General features: G+C 70.1%; 13 protein-coding genes. 5 read left to right on the top strand and 8 right to left on the bottom strand.

Going from position 1 to position 19,068, the window contains the following annotated elements; all coding sequences use genetic code 11:
• Genes AAH979_RS21590 through AAH979_RS21610 form a run of 5 tightly spaced genes read right to left on the bottom strand, consistent with a single transcriptional unit; the run spans position 1 to position 6,693 of the window.
• The gene (locus AAH979_RS21590; RefSeq protein ID WP_346259921.1) at positions 1-2,148 is read right to left on the bottom strand and encodes an alpha-N-acetylglucosaminidase TIM-barrel domain-containing protein; all 2,148 of its coding nucleotides are present in this window, start codon (positions 2,146-2,148) and stop codon (positions 1-3) included.
• A gap of 3 nt (positions 2,149-2,151) precedes the next feature.
• The gene (locus AAH979_RS21595) at positions 2,152-3,486 is read right to left on the bottom strand and encodes a Gfo/Idh/MocA family oxidoreductase (protein ID WP_346259922.1); all 1,335 of its coding nucleotides are present in this window, start codon (positions 3,484-3,486) and stop codon (positions 2,152-2,154) included.
• Positions 3,487-3,506: 20 nt separating this feature from the next.
• Entirely contained in the window at positions 3,507-4,367 is an 861-nt protein-coding gene (locus tag AAH979_RS21600) for a carbohydrate ABC transporter permease (protein WP_346259923.1), read from the bottom strand.
• The gene (locus AAH979_RS21605) at positions 4,364-5,320 is read right to left on the bottom strand and encodes a sugar ABC transporter permease (protein WP_346259924.1); all 957 of its coding nucleotides are present in this window, start codon (positions 5,318-5,320) and stop codon (positions 4,364-4,366) included. The genes AAH979_RS21600 and AAH979_RS21605 overlap by 4 nt, the downstream gene beginning before the upstream one ends.
• On the bottom strand, positions 5,317-6,693 hold the full coding sequence (locus AAH979_RS21610) for an extracellular solute-binding protein (protein ID WP_346259925.1): 1,377 nt from the start codon (positions 6,691-6,693) through the stop codon (positions 5,317-5,319). The genes AAH979_RS21605 and AAH979_RS21610 overlap by 4 nt, the downstream gene beginning before the upstream one ends.
• 567 nt (positions 6,694-7,260) lie before the next feature.
• Here AAH979_RS21610 and AAH979_RS21615 point away from each other — a divergent pair.
• On the top strand, positions 7,261-8,238 hold the full coding sequence (locus AAH979_RS21615) for an Lrp/AsnC family transcriptional regulator (protein WP_346259926.1): 978 nt from the start codon (positions 7,261-7,263) through the stop codon (positions 8,236-8,238).
• A 291-nt stretch (positions 8,239-8,529) separates the two neighbouring features.
• Here the strand turns inward: AAH979_RS21615 and AAH979_RS21620 are convergent, their stop codons facing one another.
• The 3 genes from AAH979_RS21620 to AAH979_RS21630 all read right to left on the bottom strand — a co-directional run bounded on the left by AAH979_RS21620 (position 8,530) and on the right by AAH979_RS21630 (position 13,523).
• Positions 8,530-10,749: a PQQ-binding-like beta-propeller repeat protein gene (locus AAH979_RS21620; protein WP_346259927.1), complete on the bottom strand. Its 2,220-nt coding sequence runs from the start codon at positions 10,747-10,749 to the stop codon at positions 8,530-8,532.
• A 348-nt stretch (positions 10,750-11,097) separates the two neighbouring features.
• Positions 11,098-11,775, bottom strand: coding sequence for a response regulator transcription factor (locus AAH979_RS21625; protein ID WP_346259928.1), 678 nt, complete (start codon positions 11,773-11,775; stop codon positions 11,098-11,100).
• Positions 11,772-13,523, bottom strand: a complete 1,752-nt coding sequence (locus AAH979_RS21630) for a histidine kinase (protein WP_346259929.1) — start codon at positions 13,521-13,523, stop codon at positions 11,772-11,774. Before AAH979_RS21630 ends, AAH979_RS21625 begins: the two co-directional genes overlap by 4 nt.
• A gap of 190 nt (positions 13,524-13,713) precedes the next feature.
• Between AAH979_RS21630 and AAH979_RS21635 the strand changes: the two genes are divergently transcribed.
• The 4 genes from AAH979_RS21635 (at position 13,714) to AAH979_RS21650 (ending at position 19,065) form a co-directional block, all read left to right on the top strand.
• Positions 13,714-15,639, top strand: a complete 1,926-nt coding sequence (locus AAH979_RS21635; RefSeq protein ID WP_346259930.1) for a trypsin-like serine protease — start codon at positions 13,714-13,716, stop codon at positions 15,637-15,639.
• A 391-nt stretch (positions 15,640-16,030) separates the two neighbouring features.
• The gene (locus AAH979_RS21640) at positions 16,031-16,618 is read left to right on the top strand and encodes a DUF4360 domain-containing protein (protein ID WP_346259931.1); all 588 of its coding nucleotides are present in this window, start codon (positions 16,031-16,033) and stop codon (positions 16,616-16,618) included.
• Positions 16,619-17,456: 838 nt separating this feature from the next.
• Entirely contained in the window at positions 17,457-17,972 is a 516-nt protein-coding gene (locus tag AAH979_RS21645; protein WP_346259932.1) for a putative immunity protein, read from the top strand.
• Between the two features lie 307 nt (positions 17,973-18,279).
• Positions 18,280-19,065, top strand: coding sequence for a peptidoglycan-binding protein (locus AAH979_RS21650; protein ID WP_346259933.1), 786 nt, complete (start codon positions 18,280-18,282; stop codon positions 19,063-19,065).
• Positions 19,066-19,068: the final 3 nt, after the last annotated feature.

A 19,068-nucleotide genomic window follows, 5' to 3' on the forward strand; every position in this document is an offset into this window, starting at 1 on the left:
TCAGTATCCGAGCCGGTCGAGGATCCGCGCCGCCACGTCGAGGGTCCGGCCCTCCGGCACGGTGGAGTAGCCACCGGTGCAGCCCCGCCAGGACTCCTCGTGCGCGACGACGCGGGCACGCAGGACGCCGACGTCCGGCTCCCGCCCCGCCCGCGCCGCCTCGGCCAGCCAGCTGCCCCACAGCTCCCAGCGGGGCAGGTAGAAGTCCCGGACGAGGCCCGCCCAGTGCCGCCCGGAGTAGTCGTGCAGCCCGCTCGACTGATGTCCCCAGACGGAGACGAGGCTGCGGGCGTCCCGTTCCATGACATCGGCCTCGGACGGCGAGCCGCCCCAGGCGCGGGCGGCGGCGATCCAATGGCCGACCCGCGACTCCGTCCGCGTACCGGCGAGCTCGTCGAGGTCGAGCAGGTCCGTCCGGAACCGGGCGAGGTGATCCAGGATCCCGTCCGGGTCGCCGGCGGCGAAGGCGGCCACCATGCCGCGGATGTGCACCCGGCTGCCCTGCGCCACCACGTGGCCGACCAGATCGGCGACGTCCCGCTCGATCGGGTCCCGAACGGTGAGGCCCGCCGCCGCGCCCAGGAGCAGCCGTGCGGCGCGGGCCACCTGCGGCAGGGCGCCAAGCACCATCGGGTCGTTCTCGGCGTCGATGTTCGCCGACGGCCGTTGCGGCTCCTCGTCCGCCGCGACGAACTCGCCGGCGAGGCGCTGCGTCGCGAAGGGGGTGCCGGTGGACCACGGCCGGGCGATGACGGGTGACGGGATGGAGCGCGTACGTCCCGGCGCGTAGAGCGTGTCGGCCAGGATTCGCCACGCCTCGGCGACATCATCGTCCGGGCTCCCGTAGCGTTGCCAGGCGAACGAGCACAGCCAGTCGGATACCTGCGGCACACCCCAGGTGAGGTCTGTGGCGAGTTCGTAGAAGACGGTGTTGTTCTCGATTGCCTCGGGTGCCAGCCCGATCCCCAGCAGCCCGGACGGCCGCGCCTGCCGCAGCTCCTCGACGTCACGGCGCAGACCGCGCAGGTCGCCGAAGAGCGCGAACCGGCCGCCGAAGTTGTGGACCGCGCACCAGACCCAGCGCCGCCCGAACATCCCGTCACGGCGCCACATCGGTGCGTGCTCGCCCCACAGGTCGAGCAGGACGAGCCGCTCGGCGGGAACGTCGGAGAGGAAGGCGCGTACCCGGTCCGGCGTCCAGAACTCGCGGTGGTAGTGGAACGGCCACCCGGCGAGTACCCAGGTCGCCTCCGGATCGCTGCGTGCCATCGCCTGGTAGACCGCCCGGCCCATGGACGCCAGGTAGTCGGGCTCGCCGCTCGGGGGTACGGATTCGGTGAACGGATCGACGGCGTAGTGGTGGTCGGTGCCGAACAGCTCACGCTGGATGCTCATGAAGTCCGCGGTCAGCCGCGCGAACCGCTCGCTCTCCGGATCGAGAATCCGGGTACGCCAGCCCTGCCACTCGATCTCGCCGGCCGACGGGTCGGCGAGCTCCGGCGGTACGTGCCCGCCGAACATCGGGAAGACCGGCGTCATGCCCAGCGACCGCAGCCGCGCCAGGATCCGCTGGGCCAGCTCGACGTGCCGGCTGACCCACGCCGATGGCAGCGGCCCACCGAACGAGTTGGTGTTTCCCATCCACGTCCATGGAAAGTGCGCCGCGCTACCGATCCATTCGTCGATCCGCGCCTGGTCGAGGCCGGCGCGGCGGAACATCTCCGCCAACACCGCCTCGTGGCCGACCTGCATGAGCGGGTGGGTGACGCCGTGCAACGCCATCCAGTCGATTTCCTGCTCCCACCGATCCCAGTCCCAGTACGCCGCCGAGTACCCGTAGGTCACCGCGTTGAGGTAGTACCGGATCGGGAACGGGGTGGTCAGCCGGGTCGGCGGCGCCTCCGGCCAGGAGGCCGGCGGTGGCTCGAGCCGCGGCTGGTCCCACGTCACCTGACGGCCGGCATACGCCTTCAGGTACTGCGCGAAGGCGGACGCCGCGGCGACGGGGTCCGAGCCGCGCAGGGTCAGCACGCCGCTTCGACACTCGTACCCGCCGACCGCGGCGTCGTCGCCCGCGGGGACCTGCTCCACCCGTACCTCGCCGACGGTGCCGGCCAGCCGGGCCAGGAGGGCCAGGACTGCATCCACCGCTCACAGCTCCTCTACGGTACGGCTCAGCCGCGATCGCTCGGCGGCGAAGGCGACGAGGTGGCTCTCCAGGCTCTCCTCCAGGGAGCTCGGCGCCGCCCCCACGTCCTCACCGGCCATCCAGCGGCGGACCCGCTCGGTGAAGTCGCTCATCAGTCCGGAATCCCCGCCACCGTGTCCGGTGAAGGCCTCGGTGACCTCTTCCTCCACCGATGGCGAGCCGGTGCCGAGCCGCAGGGCCAGGTTGGTCCGGTGGGCGTCCAACTGAGGCGGCGCCTCGAGGAACGGCGTGACCGTGATCCGCCCCGCGCGCATGTCGGCGGTGATCTGCCCGTGGCTGCCCATCATCACGAGCGTCCGGGTGTTCTCGGCGGTGAACGCGGAGACCACCAGTGACGCCGTGACGCCGTTGCCGAACCGGAGTGCCGCCGTCTGATGGTCGACGACATCGTTGTCCATCCGGTAGACGCACCGCCCGTAGTCGGTCAGCCGCAGCGCACGCCGGCGGCCGGCCACGCTCGTGTCGTTCGTGACGACGGTGACCGGGGGCCCGTGCACGGTGGCGAGCTGGTCGACGTAGAGGCGTTCGGCGTTGTAGGGGCAGGTGTCGGCGACGGCGCAGCCGTCCACGCAGCGCTCCGTCGACCCCTTCGGCGCGTTCTCCTCGCGGAAGTGGCGGCGTTCGCCGAACGAGGCGACGGCCACGCACGGCGCCCCGACGAGCCAGCGCAGGATGTCGATGTCGTGGCACGCCTTCGCCAGCAGCATCGGGCTGGACTGGTCGGCGCGATGCCAGTTGCCGCGTACGTAGCTGTGCGCGAAGTGCCAGTACGCGACGTTCTCGATGTGGGAGATGCCCTGTAGCTGCCCGATGCGGCCCTCGTCGAGGAGGCGGCGCAGGGTACGGAAGAACGGGGTGTAGCGGAGCACATGGGCGACGGTGACCGTGCCCGGGCCCCTGCGGGCCGCAGCCGTCAGCCGGTGCAGCTCGTCCAGGGTCGGCGCGATGGGCTTTTCGAGCAGGACGTGGTGCCCCAGTTCGAGGGCGCGGAGGGTGGGATCGACATGCTCCCGGTCCGGGGTCGCGACGATGACCGCGTCCCACGGCCCGCGCGCCGACAGCGCCTCCCGCCAGTCGGTGAACCGCTGGGTGGCCGGGATGCCGTGGGCGTCACCAAGGTGGTCCCGCCGCTCCAGGTCGGGGTCGGCGACCGCGACGACCCGAGCCGCCTCGGGGTGCTCCAGACACCATTGGGCGTACGCGTGCGCGCCGCGCCCTCCCGCACCGAGTACGAGCAGTCGCAATGGACCCGTTCCCGGTGGCACAGGGCCTGTCACGTCGATCATCCTTTCCGGGTTCACCGGTCTGCTCCCGAGGTCAGGCCGGCGACGATGTAGCGCTGGGCGATGAAGAAGATGACGATGACCGGTACGGTCACCGCGATGGAGCCGGCCAGGAGCACGGTCACCGGCACCTGGAAGTCGGTGAGTTGGGAGAGGCCGAGCGGCGCGGTCCACAATGAACGGTCCTGGACGAGGAAGAGCAGCGCGTAGAAGTACTCGTTCCACGCGATCATGAAGACGTAGATGGCGGTCGCCACGACGCCGGGCAGCGCGATCGGCAGCACGACCTTCCGCAGCATCATCGGCAGCGAGCACCCGTCGAGCAGTGCCGCCTCCTCGACGCTCTCCGGCAGGGCGACGAAGTAGTTGCGCATCATGTACAGCGCGACCGGGACGGTGGCGGCGACGTAGATGATGAGCAGCCCGACGAGCGACCTGGTCAACCCCAACCGGCTCAGGATGACGAACTTCGGCACCGCGAGCACGATGCCCGGGAACAGGTAGACGGCGAGGATGATCGCGCTGGTGAGGCGGCGGCCCCGGTACCGCAGCCGCGCCACGGCGTACGCCCCGAAGACACACGCGATGACCGACAGTACGACGGTGGCGAGGGCGACCAGCAGCGAGTTGACCGCGAACCGGCCGAGCCCGAATCCCCCGGCCGACTCGTCCTTCATCGCCGTGACATAACTCGACAGGTCGATCTCGGTCAGACCGGGAACGACGTCCAGCGGGTCCAGCAGCGCCGCGGAGTACGGGCGGAGCGAGAGCAGCACGCCGTAGAGCACCGGTCCCACGCTGCAGACGAGCGCGACGGTGATGACCGTCCAGCGCAGGATGTTGGCCGGGCGCGAGGGCCGCATCGGTGAACTCACAACGTCTCCTTCCGCCGGGAGAGCAGTAGGTAGCCGGCGAGCAGGAGGCAGAGGATCAGTGACATCAGCAGCCCGTAGGCCGCGGCGCTGCCGATGTCGGCCCGGGTGATCAGCTCGGTGTATACCTTGATCGCCATGACCTGGGTGCCACCGGCACCTTCGGTCAGCAGGTAGACGTCGTTGAAGCTCTGGAACGACCAGATGAATCGCATCAACAACAACAGCAGGACCACCCCTCGCAACTGGGGAAGGATGATGTGGCGCAGGTTCTGCCAGCCGGAGGCCCCGTCCAGCGCCGCGGCCTCCTCGATCTCGCCCGGCACGTTCTGCAGTCGCGCGGTGATGAAGAGGAAGGCGAGCGGGGCCGACTTCCAGATCTCGAAGCAGACGACCACGAGCAACGACACCGGCACCGGCAGTCCCGCCAGCTCCGCCGACGTGGTGCTGAGGAAGCCGATGGGATTCTGCCAGCCGAGGTACTCCTGACCGAACGCGTTGACGATGCCGTACTGCGGATTGAGCATCGTGCGCCAGATCATCGCCGCCGCGATCACCGGCAGCACGTACGGGATCAGCAGCAGCGCGCGGACCAACCCCCGGCCACGGAAGGGGCGCCGCAGGGCGAGGGCGAGGACCAGGCCGACGCCGATCGACCCGATCGTGGTCAGGCCCGCGTAGGCCACCGTGGTCCAGAGCGCGCCCCAGAACGCGTCCGACCGCGCCGCGTCGACGAAGTTGTCGAGAGTCCATTCGATGGTGGACGGCGACAGTCGTGGGATGTCGATCAGCCTGGTGTCCGAGAACCCGAAGATGACGACCAGGACAAATGGGAGCAGGACGACCAGGGTGATCAGCACCAGCGACGGGCCGGTGAGGAGCTGGCCGTTCAGATTCTCCCGCTGGGAGCGGCTGAGCCGCTCCCAGCGGGAAATCCGCGTGGTCGGTGTGCTCACAGGTCGGCTTGGACTTTCTTGACCTGCTCAGCCATCGCCTTCGTCACCTGTGCGGGCGACTCCCCGCCGTAGAGGCGCTCAAGGAACTGCGCGAGCACTCCCTCCGAGGTGACCGCACCCGACAGCGGCGAGTCCTTCGTACCCATGCCCCAGAGCCGCACGGCGTTCACACCGTCGCGGATCGAGGTGACCATCTCCGGGCCGTACAGCTCGGCGACCGAGCCCTTCCGCTCCGGCCCGATCCCCAGCTTGCTCCACGCGTCGAGGTAGGCGTTCGGGTCGGCCGTGGTCCCGTTGCGCAGCGGGATCCGTCCCTCGGTCGCCGAGGCGAGCGTGTCCGCGTAGCCCTCTTCCAGCATGTACTTGATGTACATCTTCGCCTCGGCCGTGTGCGCGCCCCGGGGGATGCCGTAGCCGAGCGTCGCGCCGTACTGTGCCGGGTGGTTCCGGTCGAGCACCGTGATGAACCCCGAGTTCTTCGCGAGGAACGCCGGGTCGGTCTTGCACTGCGGGCAGGTCACCGGGTTCGCCTTGTCCAGGCCGGCCAGCTCGTCGAGGATGTGCGTCGAGAAGAGCAGCATCGCGGCCTTTCCGGCGAGGTAGGCCGCCCGCGCGCTGGTCACGTCGAAGTCTCCTTGCACGCTCGAGTCGCGCAGGACCTTGAAGAGTTCGGCCGCCCGGGTGCACTCCGCCGAGTCGATGGTGACCGCGCCGTCCTTCACGAGCTCGCAGCCCGCGCTCTGGAATATCGAGTAGACGCCTTCGGTCCCCGACGCGGTGCCGGCCTGGGTACCGAGGGCGATGCCGGTCACCCCGGTCGCCTTCATCGCGGTGGCGGCCTGCGCCAACTCCGCCAGGTTGGTGGGGACCTTGACCCCGGCGGCCTGGAAGAGGTCCTTGCGGAAGACGAGCAGGTGCACCCACCCGTCGCTCGGCACGGCACCGACCTCGCCGTCCAGGCTGAATGCGGTCACGGCGTTCTTGTTGAACGTGCCGGCGCCGAGGTCGTCGACGACCTCCTGGGCGGCCTCCGTGTCCAGCAGCCCCTGGGACCGCCAGGCGGCCGTCGTCGTGGCGCCGTGCAGCATGACATCGGGTACGTCCCCGGACGCGGCACCGGTCACCAGGGACTGCCGCTGATCGGCCTCGGCGAGCGGCACCACCTTCACCCCAATGCCGGTCTTCTCGGTGAACCTGGCCGCGACCTTCTCCTGCGCCGCGACCCGTTCCGGGGTCGTCTGCGGCGTCCAGAAGGTGATTTCCTTGGTCCCTTTCGACGCCGAATCGTCGGCCCCGCCGCAGGCGGCGAGCAGCGTGAGCGCGGCCACGGCGGCAACCGCCGCCGCATACCGGCGCTTGATCAGGTGGGCCATGTCTTCTCTCCTCGATATGCGTTGTGGCGATCAGGACCGCTCGACGGCCCCACTCATGACGTGCCCTTCTCCAGCCGGACGGCGGCCGCACCCCGACGAGGTCGCCGAGCTTGTCGCTGGCGTTCATCCGGGCGCTGGTCCCGCTCGTCGTAGGCCGCGGCGATTCGGGGAATACTCCGGATGATCCCGGCGACGCGGCGAACGTTCTCCGGCGTCTCGGCCCTGCCGTACGGGGTGATGTCGGTGGTACGCGATGCGGCCACGATTACGATCTCGCTGGCCGGGTCGGTACGCCTGCCCAGGATGCCGGCCTCGCGGGCGGCGTCGCGGACCCGGACACCGGCGCCGGGTTCGCCGACAGTGTCGCGGCGAGCGGCGCCACCATCCTCGCCGCAGCCAGCCTGCCGGCGTACCGCCGTCTGATCGGATGCGCCATTCTCGGTCTCCTCACCCCCTCAAGATCGTGTGCGAGAGTCTGCGGAGACGCGAGGTAGAGTGTCAACAATCCGGCCCGGGATGCAAGACTTCAGCAACCAAAGTCCCCCTGGTGATGGAAATGGGATCCCGTTGGATGAACTCGACCGCCGAATCATCGGTGCCCTGCTAGCTCATCCGCGAGCCACCCACGCGCAGATCGGCGAGGCGGTGTTCACCTCGGAGGCGACTGTCTCGCGCCGGGTCCCGCGACTTCTGCGCAGCGGCACGGTACGGGTCATCGGGGTCATAGACAGCGAGGCAACCCGCCGGGCCCGATCGCTCTTCGTCCGGCTACGCTGCCGGCCCGGTACGGCGCGGCGGTCGGCCGAGCACCTGGCCCGGTGGCAGGAAAGCGGTTCGGTCAAGCTGCTCACCGGCAGTGTCGAGTGCGTCGCCGAGGTCGCCTACACCTCCAACGAGCACCTGCTCCAGCTGATGCTCGACCAGCTCCCCGGCCTGGACGGCGTCCTCGCCGTCTGGAGCAACCAGGTGATCCGCCGGTTCTCCACCCCGCACGGCTGGAGCCCGAGCCTGCTGCCGGCGGACGTGGTCGACCGGCTACGGGCACAGCGGATGGACCAGTGGAGCGAGCAGCCGCCCGTCGGGTCGCCTCCCCCGCTGAGCCGGCTGGACGAGAGCATCGTCGCCAGCCTTGCCGTGGACGGCCGCCAGGGTTGGCAGCAACTGGCCGAGCGATGCGGCGCGAGCCCGGTCACCGTACGCCGGCGGACCGAGGCGATGATGACGGCCGGGTTCCTGCGCATGCGCACGGTCATCGAGCCCAGCGTGGTCGGGCTCCCGGTGAACGCGTTCATCGCGCTCAGCGTCAACCCGACCCACCTCGGGCAGGCCGGTGAGCTGCTCGCCGCGCACCACGCCGTCCTCATGATCGCCGCGACGACCGGAGACCGGAACCTGTGCGGCGAGGTTGCCCTGGAGAGCGACAGCGCGCTCTACGCGTTCCTGTCCGGCACCGTCGGCCAGCTACCCGGGCTCCAGCACGCCGATGTCGCCGTCGTGCTGCAGTCCGTCAAGCGGGCGGGCGTAACACCGACCGCGCCCTCGTGACGCGCCGCACCGACCCTGTGCGGCTCGCAGCTCCGGCTGTGGCGGTGACCCGCGGGTTTGTCCGATCCCACGGTAGGTCGCCACGATCCAGCCGTCCGGCCCGTCAGGAACGGCCACCGCACTCACCGGGAGCCGCGTAGTGCCGGGAGGCGGCCACGTCCGGACCCCGCGTCGCCGGTGCGGGCGTGCCGCCGTACCCGCCGTGCGGCAGCACGGCCCCGGGATGCCCTGCTCCGCGCCATCCTCGCCGACCGGCTGCGTCGGGGGTGGTGGTGGGAGGCAACCCTGCCGTCAGCCCACGTCGATGCCGTGCAGCCGGCCGTCCTGGTCGCCGACGATGAGCATGTCGCCGATGACGACCGGCGGGCTGTAGCAGTACGCGGCGGTGGTCAACTGCAGCCGGGTCCGGACCGACCCGGTGGTGAGGTCGAGCGCGATCAGCAGCCCGGTGGTGGTCGGGGTCCACGCGACGTCGCGATGGATCGCCGCCCCGGTGCTGACCGGGCGGGCGCCGAGGCTGGCGGTCCACCGCGCCTGGCCGGTGGCCGGGTCCACCCGGGCGGCGGTGCGCTTCCCGTCGTCGAACATCACCACATCACCGTCGTCGAGCAGCAGCTTGGGGGCGTAGATGTAGGAGCCGGTCACCGACCAGCGCGGCTGGCCGGTGGCCGGGTCCAGAGCGAATGCGTCGGCCACAGTGGACACCAGGACCAGACCGTTCGGGAGTATCTCCAGGGTGTCTGCCCAGGGGCCGTAGATGAGGCGGCTGTAGGCGGTGGTGCGGGCGTTGGTGGAGAACGACCACAGCACGGTGCCGGTGTGGGCGTCGTGGGCGTAGACGTTGCCGTCCCCAGCGCCGGCGTAGACGCGGGTGCCCTCGCTGGCCGCGCGCCCGGCGAACATGCCCTGCCCGGTCACGGCCCACACCACGGCGCCCGTGTGCGCGTCGATGGCCTGCCGGGTCGCACCAGCGGCGAAGACCACCAGGGTACGGCCGGCCACCGTGGTCACCAGCGGGCTGCCGAGCACCGGGGCACCGGCGTCGTAGCTGAACCGGGGCCGGCCGGTGGCCGGGTCGAGGGCGTAGAGCCGGTGGTCGTCGGAGGGCAGGTAGACGGTTTCGCCGTCGGGGGAAAACGCCGGCCGGCCATGCACCGGACCGATCCGGGTCCGCCAGCATTCGTTCAGTCCGCGTCCTGCGGGCCGGGCACCGATGACCGTGCCGTCGGTGGTCGCGGCGACCAGCAGATTGTCCCGGGCGGCCAGGCCGGCCTGTACCGGCGCGCCGAGTTGTTTCCGCCAGCGCAGCCGCCGGCCGGTATCGGGCAGGGCGAAGGTGCGGGTCTGCTCGTACCAGGCGCCGTCGGGGTCGGTGACCCGCACGGTCATCCGGTGCTCGCCGGGCGGCAGCGTGGCGATGTCCAGGGCGCCGGTGAAGCGGCGGCCGACGGCGTCGGCCGACATCTCTTGCCACTGGCCGGCGTCCTTGAGCCCGTACGTGTGCTGCGGGTAGAGCTGGGCCTGCACGCTGGCCGGCTGGGCGTGCCGGGACAGCCGTACCGACACTCCCAGCGCGGCGCCCGCCGGGGCGAGCGAGATCGCTCGCGGCCGCTGCTCGGCTGCCATCCGCGGGCCCGCGAGCGGGATGTCCAGCACCGGCCGGGACTGGGCGTTGCCGTCGGCACCCCGCTGCACAGCGCTGACCCGAAGCACCGGGCCGTCGGGCTCGGCGGTGCGCTCCACCCAGTAGTAGATGGGCGTGCCGCGGGTGTCATCGACCGCGAGCTGCGTCACCCCGTTGAACCGCTGTACCTGCTCGGCGTGCACGTGCCCGGCGAACACCGCCCGCACGTTGTAGCGGTCGAATTCCGCCAGCAGGCGTTCCTGGTCGCTGACGTAGTAGTTGTCGCCGCCGAACGGGAAGTGGCAGAACAGCACGATCGGCACCCCGGGCGCGACCCGATCCAGATCCCGCTTGAGCCATCGGATGCCGGGCTCGCCGAACCCGCCCGGCTCCTGCAGCAGGTGGCTGGGGTCCAGCGCGACGAAGTGCATTCCGGCGAAGTCGAACGAGTACCGGCTCGGCCCGAACAGCGACCCGTACCGTTCACCGGCGGTGCTGTCCCACCGCCAGTCGTGGTTGCCGGGCACATGCCGGATCCGGGACCGCAACGTCGCCGGGATGGTGCTCAGATAGGCGTCGTACTCCGCCACCGAACCATGCTCGACGATGTCCCCGACGTGGCAGACGACCGGCGGGTTCGCGGCCGCGATCTGCTCGTACACCCACCTCACCCGCTCGGTCCGATCGGGGATGTCCACATCGATCTGGGTGTCACCGAGCAGCGCGAACCCGGACGATTCAAACCGGCCCCGTCCGGGCGAGCCGGCCGCGGGCGAGCCGGCCGCAGCGCCGGTGGCCGCCGCGGCGACCGCACCGACACCCAGGCCGAGCAACCGGCGTCGGGCCACCGGGAAGTGGGCATGGTTGCGGGCGGGCAGCGATGGCATGGGCTCGTTCCTTCCGGCCGACTCCGTCTGAAGTGCCGGTGAGCCTGGCACGGGCCAAGCTTCGGCTCAACGGTTCTCCGGTGAATCGCCGGTTACCTCGCAGGAAATCGTCAAACCTGGCCGTACGGATGTCGACTCCTTGCATCCGCCCTGGTCACCGGCGTCACGCACCGTCTTCTTCCATGATCGGGGCGTGCATGAGCCAGCCGATCAGAGACGCCGCTGCCACGCGCAGGACCGACTCGCCCGGCGGTCCGGTAGCGGGTCAGGGTTGCGGCTTCCCCGCGGTGTCCGGCTCTCGGATCGCCACGGGATGAAGGGATTGCCACCGTGCACCAGAGCGCCGGCTTATCGCTGAGCGGTCCCGCGCAGGTATGTCAGGGTGGCCAGGACCCGTAGGTTGACGCTGCTCCGGTCGAGGTCGGTGGCGTCGGTCAGTCCGAGCTTTGCGGCGATGACGGTGAACTGCCGTTCTACCGTGCTGATTTTGGTGTTGAGTTCCTGGGCGATCCGGCGGTTGGATCGGCCCTCGGCGACCAGGCTGAGGATGCGCCGTTCGTGCGGGGTCAGGGTGTCCAGTGGGTCCGCGGTCCGGGGCCGGGCCATCAGCCGGCCGATGATGGACGGGTCGAGGACGACCTCGCCGCGGTCGACGGCCGTGAAGGCACGGACCAGTTCGTCCAGGTTGCCGAGCCGTTCCTTGCCGAGGTAGCCGATGGCACGGGGGATCGGTTCGATGGTCAGCAGCCGCTGGGCGTAGGCGGGTTCGAGGTATGCCGACAGCACCAGGAGGGCGATCTCGGGGTACCGCCGGCGGACGTGCTCGGCGACGCGCAGACCGTCGTCGTCGCGGGTCGGCGACAGCCGGATGTCCACCACGGCGATGTCGGGTGCGGTCTCGTCGATGACGGCGAGCGCCTCCGCCTCGGTGCGGGCCCGTCCGACGACGTCGATCCCGCGACCGTGCAGCGCGTCGGCGAGCAGGTCGAGGTAGAACCCCTGGTCCTCGACGATGACAGCCCTCATGCCGGTCCACCCCCGGTTTGCGTGAAGACGACCCGGACGGTGGTACCGCGCCCGGGTGGACTGTCGACAGTGAGAGTGCCGCCGACGCCCACGACCCGATGATGCAGGCCGACGAGGCCGCTGCCGTTGCCGACGATGGCGCCGCCCCGCCCGTCGTCGGCGACCTCGACCACGAGCGCGCCGGCATCGTCGCGGATCGCCACCCGCGCCGTGCTCGCGTCGGCGTGCCGGTACACGTTGGTGAGTGACTCACTGACGACGAAGTATGCGGTGATCTCCACGTGCTTGGCCCACCGCTGCGGGTCAACGACGACGGTGACCGGCAGCGGAATCCGGTCGACCAGGTGCTCGATGGCCGCAGCCAACCCGTGGTCGGTGAGAACTGCCGGGTAGATGCCCTGGACGAGGTCGCGCAGCGCGCCCAACGCGTCGGTGAGTTCGCGGTGAGCGTCGATCACCGCATCGACGGCCGCCGTCGTGTCGGGCCCGCCAACGAGCCGGCGGGCGGCGTCCAGCCGCATGAGGACGCCGAAGAAGCGCTGCTGCGCGCCGTCGTGCAGGTCGCGCTGGATCCGCTGGCGCTCGTCGAACGCGGTCTGGGCGAGTTGCAGTCTGGAGTGCACGGTTTGGTCGAGGTGGGCCTGGGTCATCGCGTACAGCCGGGCGTTGTCGATCGCGAGCCCGGCGGCGACGACGGCGGCGGAGACTACGTCCCGCTGTTCGTCGAGCACCGCGTCGTGTTCGATGAGGGCGACGAGTCGGCCCCGGCGGTGCACCTCGGTGACGGCGCGGTCGGGTCCTGGCGTGGGCCGGTCGACGTGGTGTCCGGTGGTGTCGATGATGGTGTCGTCGTCGCGGACGTAGGCGACCGTCAGCGTCGGGTCGCCGAGGGTACGGCGCAGGGCGGATTCCATGGTGGCCGGGCCGAGCGGGGTGCCCGGATCGGCGTCGAGTTCCTGCATCATGCCGACGACGCGTAGCCGGCCGATGCGCAGCCGGAGCCATCGGATCAGAGACATCGCGGGTACCAGGGCCAGGACGGTGGCCGGGAATACCAGGGCCAGGCCGATCTTCAACCGGTCGGGGCCGGGCAGGACGGTGGCGACGGCCTCGGCGATCTTGAGGGAGCTGACCGCTCCGATCCCGAGCCATACCCGCCCGGACGGCAGTCGCTGGGCCGCGCTGGCCTGTGACCAGCGGTACAGCACCAGCGAGACCGCGGCCACGCCCATCACGACGCCGGAGGCGCTGCCGATGGCCCCCCACGCCGTGGTGTGCTGCGGCAGATGCGGCGCCCACGGCGGCGCGGGGTCGTCCACGACGAATCGGATGGTCTGCGTGCCGATGGAAATCAGGTAGGCCGCGATCACGTAGACCCGGTCGACCAGACCGGGCAGTCGTCCGTTCGGCCAGCCGAGCAGGACGTGCCCGGCGATCGCCATCCAGGCGTACGCCAGGCAGAACCCGACCGCGAAGCGCCATCCGTCGACCGCCCGCAGGTACTGCAGGTAGTACACGGCACCGCCGAGCGTGATCAGGATCCCGATGCGGGGGCTCGGCAGCCGAATCCAGAGCACCACACCCGCGGCGATGATCACCGCCCCGACCCCGCGCGGCGAGACCTCCTCCCACCAGCGCGGGCTGCGTACCGACCACGACACGGCCATCGTCCAGGTGGCGACCCCGTAGGCGGCGGCCCCGCCGAGACCGGCGCCGATCCACCGGTGCCGCCACGGCGTGGTCTGCATTGATGTCCTCCGGATCATGGCCCTGCGGCCAACCTCACCGCCACCGCCCGCCGGGTGCAACCAAGGTTCCTGAGCTGGCTCGCCGGATGTTTCCGCACCGGGTACCGCAGATCGCCCGGACGACGCACCCACCACTGTCCACACACACTCGGTTATACGTCGAACACCCTAAGTCGAGGAGGGACCTATCATGCGTACACCCTTACGACGGGCGGCGCTGGCGGCGGCCGCGGCGGCGGCCGTCCTGCTGCCGGCCACGCCCGCCCAAGCGATCTTCAACGGACTACCGGCCGCCGAAGGCGAGTTTCCGTTCATGGCCGCCCTGCTGCGCGCGGACCAACCGGGAAACGCCTATGACACCAGATTCTGCGGCGGATCGCTGATCGAACGCGGCTGGATCCTCACCGCCGCGCACTGCCTCGAAGGCCTGACACCCCAGCAGATCACCGTGGTCATCGGGCGGACCCGCCTCACCAGCTCCGCCGGGGAGGTCCGCGCGGTCAGCAGCATCGTCCGCCACCCCCAGTACACCCAGACCTGGGACAACACCCCCGACCACGACGTCGCGCTACTCAAGCTGTCGACGCCGTCGACCATCACCCCGATCCGCATGGCGTTCACGAACAACCGCAACACCTGGCTCCCCGGCAGCGGCGTCACGACCCTCGGCTGGGGTGCGACCACCTGGATCGGCGGCCCGGTGTCCGGCTCACCCGGCGGCTACCCCGACGTCCTACAGGCCCGCGGACTACTGATCGCCGACGACGCGGCGGCCCGGAACACCTTCCCGACCTACCGCGCCGAGACGATGCTCACCGCCGGCGTCGCCGGGGCAGGGATCAGCGGCATCTGCTCCGGCGACTCCGGCGGGCCGCTGATCGCGTTCGGGCAGGGAACCTCCCGGCTGGTCGGGGTCACGAGCTTCAGCAGGCGTCATCAGTGCGGGCTGGCGATCACCGGCAGCGGGTTCGCCCGCGTCGGGGAGGGACCCCTGTCCCGCTGGATCATCGAGCAGGTCCCCACGCTGGCCAGCGACGGCTGGATGAGCCGCAGCGGCGACTTCAACGGCGACGGCAAGGACGACATCGTCGCCTTCGTCCGCGGCATGGTCAAACCCGGCGACACCGGCAACTACTCGGTCTGGGTGGCGCTGAGCAACCCGTCCGGGACCGGGCCGTTCGGCACGCCGACGAGATGGGCGTCGTCGTTCGCCGACACCGACCAGTTCCCGCTGGTCGGGGACTTCAACGGCGATCGACGCGACGACATCGTCGTATTCACCCGCAGCACCACGCACGCCGCCAGGGTCGCGCTGAGCACCGGAACCGAGTTCGCACCCTCGCAGGTCTGGCACACCTGGTTCACCCCGAACGACGAGATCCCGACCGTAGGCGACGTCAACGGCGACGGCAAGGACGACGTCGTCGCCTTCCCCCGCGGCTCTGCGGGCGACGCCTGGGTGGCGCTGAGCAACGGCTCGGCATTCGGCGCGGCCACGTTCTGGGGCAACGGCTACGCCAGGTACAACGAGATCCCGGCCCTCGCCGACGTCAACGGCGACGGCCGCGCCGACGCGATCACCTTCACCCGCGGCAACCAGGGTGACGTGTTCGTGGCGCTGAGCAACGCCACCCGCTTCGGGGCGCCGCAGCGCTGGCACGCCGATTTCTGCTTCGGGTCCGAGATCCCGGCCGTCGGCGACTTCAACGGCGACCGCAAGGCCGACATCGCCACCTTCACCCGCGGCGACCAGGCTGACGTGTTCGTGGCGTTGAGCAACGGCTCATCATTGAACCTTTTTCAACCTGAACCGCGCGGCGCTCGCGCACCGCGTCCGACCTTGCGGTCCACCGCACCGCAAGGGGAGGTTGAAACAGGTTCATTCATCGGCACCGCGGCGGTGTGGAACACCGACTTCGCCGCCTACAACGAAATCCCCGGCGTCGGCGACGTCAACGGCGACGGCATGGACGACATCACCACCTTCACCCGCGGCGACACTGCCGACGTGTACGTCTCCCGCAGCAACGGCCAGCGCTTCACCGACATCCACCTCAAGTGGCACGACTGGATGGTCGCCGGCGGCGAGGTGCCCGCGGGCGGCAGCACCTGGTAGACGCCCAGGCGAAGGTTACGTCTACTAGAGACGATCAAGAGTAAGGATGCCGAGAGTCCTCCCGGCCTGGGTACGACCCCGGCCGGGAGGACTACCCATGCGATCTTCTCCATTGAACCTATTTCAGCCTGAACCGCGCGGCGCTCACGCACCGCGTCCGACCTGGCGGTTCGTCCGACCGCAAGGGGAGGTTGGAAAAGGCTCATTGTCACCCCGCGGAGCCGAGCCGCCTGATCGTCACGCACGCGCAACCGCCCGCCACTGACGCTGTCGACTGCGCTACGCTCGCCATATCGACTAGCACCTATGGGCTGCGTGCTGTCGGACAGGGGGCGCCATGCGTACGAGAACCGCTGTCGCGACCTCATTGGCGCTTGTGATGGCGTCCGCGGTGCCCGCCCGAGCCGCCGCTCCCACTCCGTCGCCACCGCCGGCCGCCCCGATGGTCATCGACATCGACACCGTGAGCGGGTCAGGCTGTCCACCAGGAACGGTGCTGGTCACCGTGGCCCCGGACAACACCCGGTTCTCGCTGATCTACAACTCGTACTTCGTCCAGGTGGGCGTGGGTGCCGGACCCATCGATTTCCGGAAGAACTGCCAGGCCGTCCTCGCCGTGCGGCCGCCCGCCGGATTCACTCTGGCGATCTCCAGGGTCGACCACATGGGATACGCCTTCCTGGCCGACGGCGCGACCGGCATCCATCAGGCAAGCCACCATCTGAAGGGAGAACCACGGCCGGCGCTGATCTCCCACCCGCTCACCGGGCCGATGGACGACCTGTGGCAGGCGACCGACGAGGTGCTCATCGAACCGGTCTATTTCCCGTGCGGCACCACACCCAGCATCGTCCTCGACACCACGCTACGGGTCAGTGCCGGCACCTCAGACCCGCAGACCACCACGAGCTTCGTCTCCTTGGACGCGGTCGACATCAGCTATAGCAGCAGCTACCTCCTCGACTGGGCAACCTGCTGATCCGGCATCGACCGTGAAAGGCGACGTCGTCGTAGGCGGGCCGGTGAAGCCGATGTGCTGGCCGGTCGGCTGCGTGGAGGGGATCGCATGTGCCGTTCGCCGGACGGCGCGGCGGTGGACCAGTGAACCTTTTCAACCTGGACCGCGCGGCGCTTACGCACCGCGTCCGGCCTTGCGGTCCGTCGGACCGCAAGGGGAGGTTGAAAAACGCCACGAGGACGCCCCGCTCCGAGCGGGGGTCGGGGCCGGGGTCGAGATCGGCACCTACCGGTACGGTCAACCAGTAGGCTGGCCCGTGATCCTGCCGCCCCTATCCCGCCGCGGCAGGGCTCCGGCCGCTCACGCTAACCCGGTCGCACCGTCCGTCGAGGGTGACGTCGTCCGGATCCCCCCGACGCGCCGGTGATCCTGTCCGGCGGCATCGACGAGGCACTGGCGCCTATCGGACCACCATCGTCTGGGGCGGGGGGGCACCTTCGCGAGCGGCTGATCCGGCTGCTGGCGACACACGGGCGCCGGCAGGAGGCGGCTCAGGTCGCCCGGGAGATGCCCGCCGAGGCTGCGACACCTGCCAGGACACTGAGACGACCCGGTCGTACGCGGCGGCGGTCGTCGGGACCACTTGATCAGGTGCACGGCCATTGCCGTCGATCGTGCGCTCGGCCTCGGCGCGCCGGTCACCCGGTGTCGAGGTCAGCCTCGGCGTAGTTCCCTACGGACATGCCGGGTACAGGATGTGTGGGGTCCCGGGCTAGGGCGCACGACGCCCGGGGCCGCTTTGGTGCGCGACGAGCTAGGGTTTAAATGCGGCCATTCCCCTCAGAAGGAGCGCCCGACCATGATCCTCCCGAAGATTCGGGACCCTCGCTTCATCACCCTTCGCCGCGGTGGGAGCCTCACTGATTCGGATCATCATCTTCTCGCTCTTTGGGCGGCGTCGTGCGCGGAACACGTCCTACACCTGTTCGAGTCGGTTCAGCCTGCGGACCCACGGCCGCGTGAAGCGATCGAGCACGCCCGCGCCTGGGTGCGTGGTGAGGTCAAGATGATGCAGGCTCGCGCGGCGGGCGGCCATGCAATGGCCGCGGCCAGAGACCTGCGTGGGGCGGCTCGGCATGCTGCGTACGCTGCCGGCCAGGCGGGGGTCGTCGCCCACGTCGCCGCGCACGAACTCGGTGCGGCCGCCTACGCGATCAAGGCCGCACGCGCTGCCGCCCCGCCGGGCGAGAGCGATGCCGCAGGACGGCTTGAGTGCCGATGGCAGCGTGACCAACTCCCGGACGCGATTCGCGAGCTCGTGCTCGATGACCAGCGGTTGCGGAACGACATCTGCTGGTCGGTGTTCGACTGCTGAGCGGGCGTGGGGGCCGCCAGCCCACGATGCTGCGGCGTGGACGTCGCTCGGCGGCGAGCCCAGCAACCGCGCCGCGACTCGCAGGGCAGCGCCAACCTCACCGGGACCGCCACCGAACCGCAGAAGGAACACGTCGAAGCTCACGCACCGCATGACGCGTCCGTCAGTGCCAGCAACACCGGCCTGACGAGAACGGCCGCACACCAGGTTGCCGGTCTGCTCCGGCGGCGGCAGACGCAGCGTCCGGACGAGGTCGAACAGCCCGCCACTGTCAGGACGCCCCGGCGGTACGGGCGGAGTACGGACAGTGCCGTGCCAGCGATCATTCTTACCGTTCCCACCAAGCCGCCCGGAAACCGGGCTTGCGCTGCCGGAACGACAGGAGAACCTGATGAGAGCGGGGTTTGCGGAGCGATTGCCGCGTTCGACAGCCAACCGGCTTCGCGTGGGAGTGGCGACGGTGATGGGCGCGGTGCTGGTGTCGCTCGGTTCGATCGTGCTGTGGCCGATGTCGCCCGCTTCCGCCGACGTCGGGACGAGCGCGGTGACACTGTGCGATGTGGATCTGGAGTACGGCGAATCGGGAAGCTGTGTCGAGCGGTTGCAGCGGCGACTCAACGAGTTGGGCCTCAACTGCGGCAACCAACTCGCGGTCGACGGGGCGTTCGGTGCGGCGACGCGGATGCGGGTGTTCGCGTTTCAGGGACGCAACCGGCTGACCATGACCGGGGAGGTCGGGTCGGCAACCCGCTCGAAGCTCGCCAACCCGGACGAGGGGCTCGCCGTAGCCTGCGACTCGACGGTGGAAAGCCAGATCCGCGCCGTCTTCCCGGAATCGATCGCGAACAAGGCGGTCCGGGTCGCCCGGTGCGAGTCGGGGCTCAACCCGATCGCCGTCGGCCTCAACACCAACGGGACCAAGGATGTCGGGGTGTTTCAGTTCAACACCGGCGGAACTCTGCAGGAGTACCTGCCGGGAAGCACCGTGGCGGTGCAGATCGACAGGGCGCTGAGTTCGGCGGACAACATCCATGCCGCCTACGACCTGTACCGGGCTCGGGGCTGGCAGCCGTGGACCTGCGGCGACGCCTGACTT

It is taken from the genome of Plantactinospora sp. ZYX-F-223, assembly GCF_039649625.1.
Lineage (GTDB): Bacteria > Actinomycetota > Actinomycetes > Mycobacteriales > Micromonosporaceae > Plantactinospora.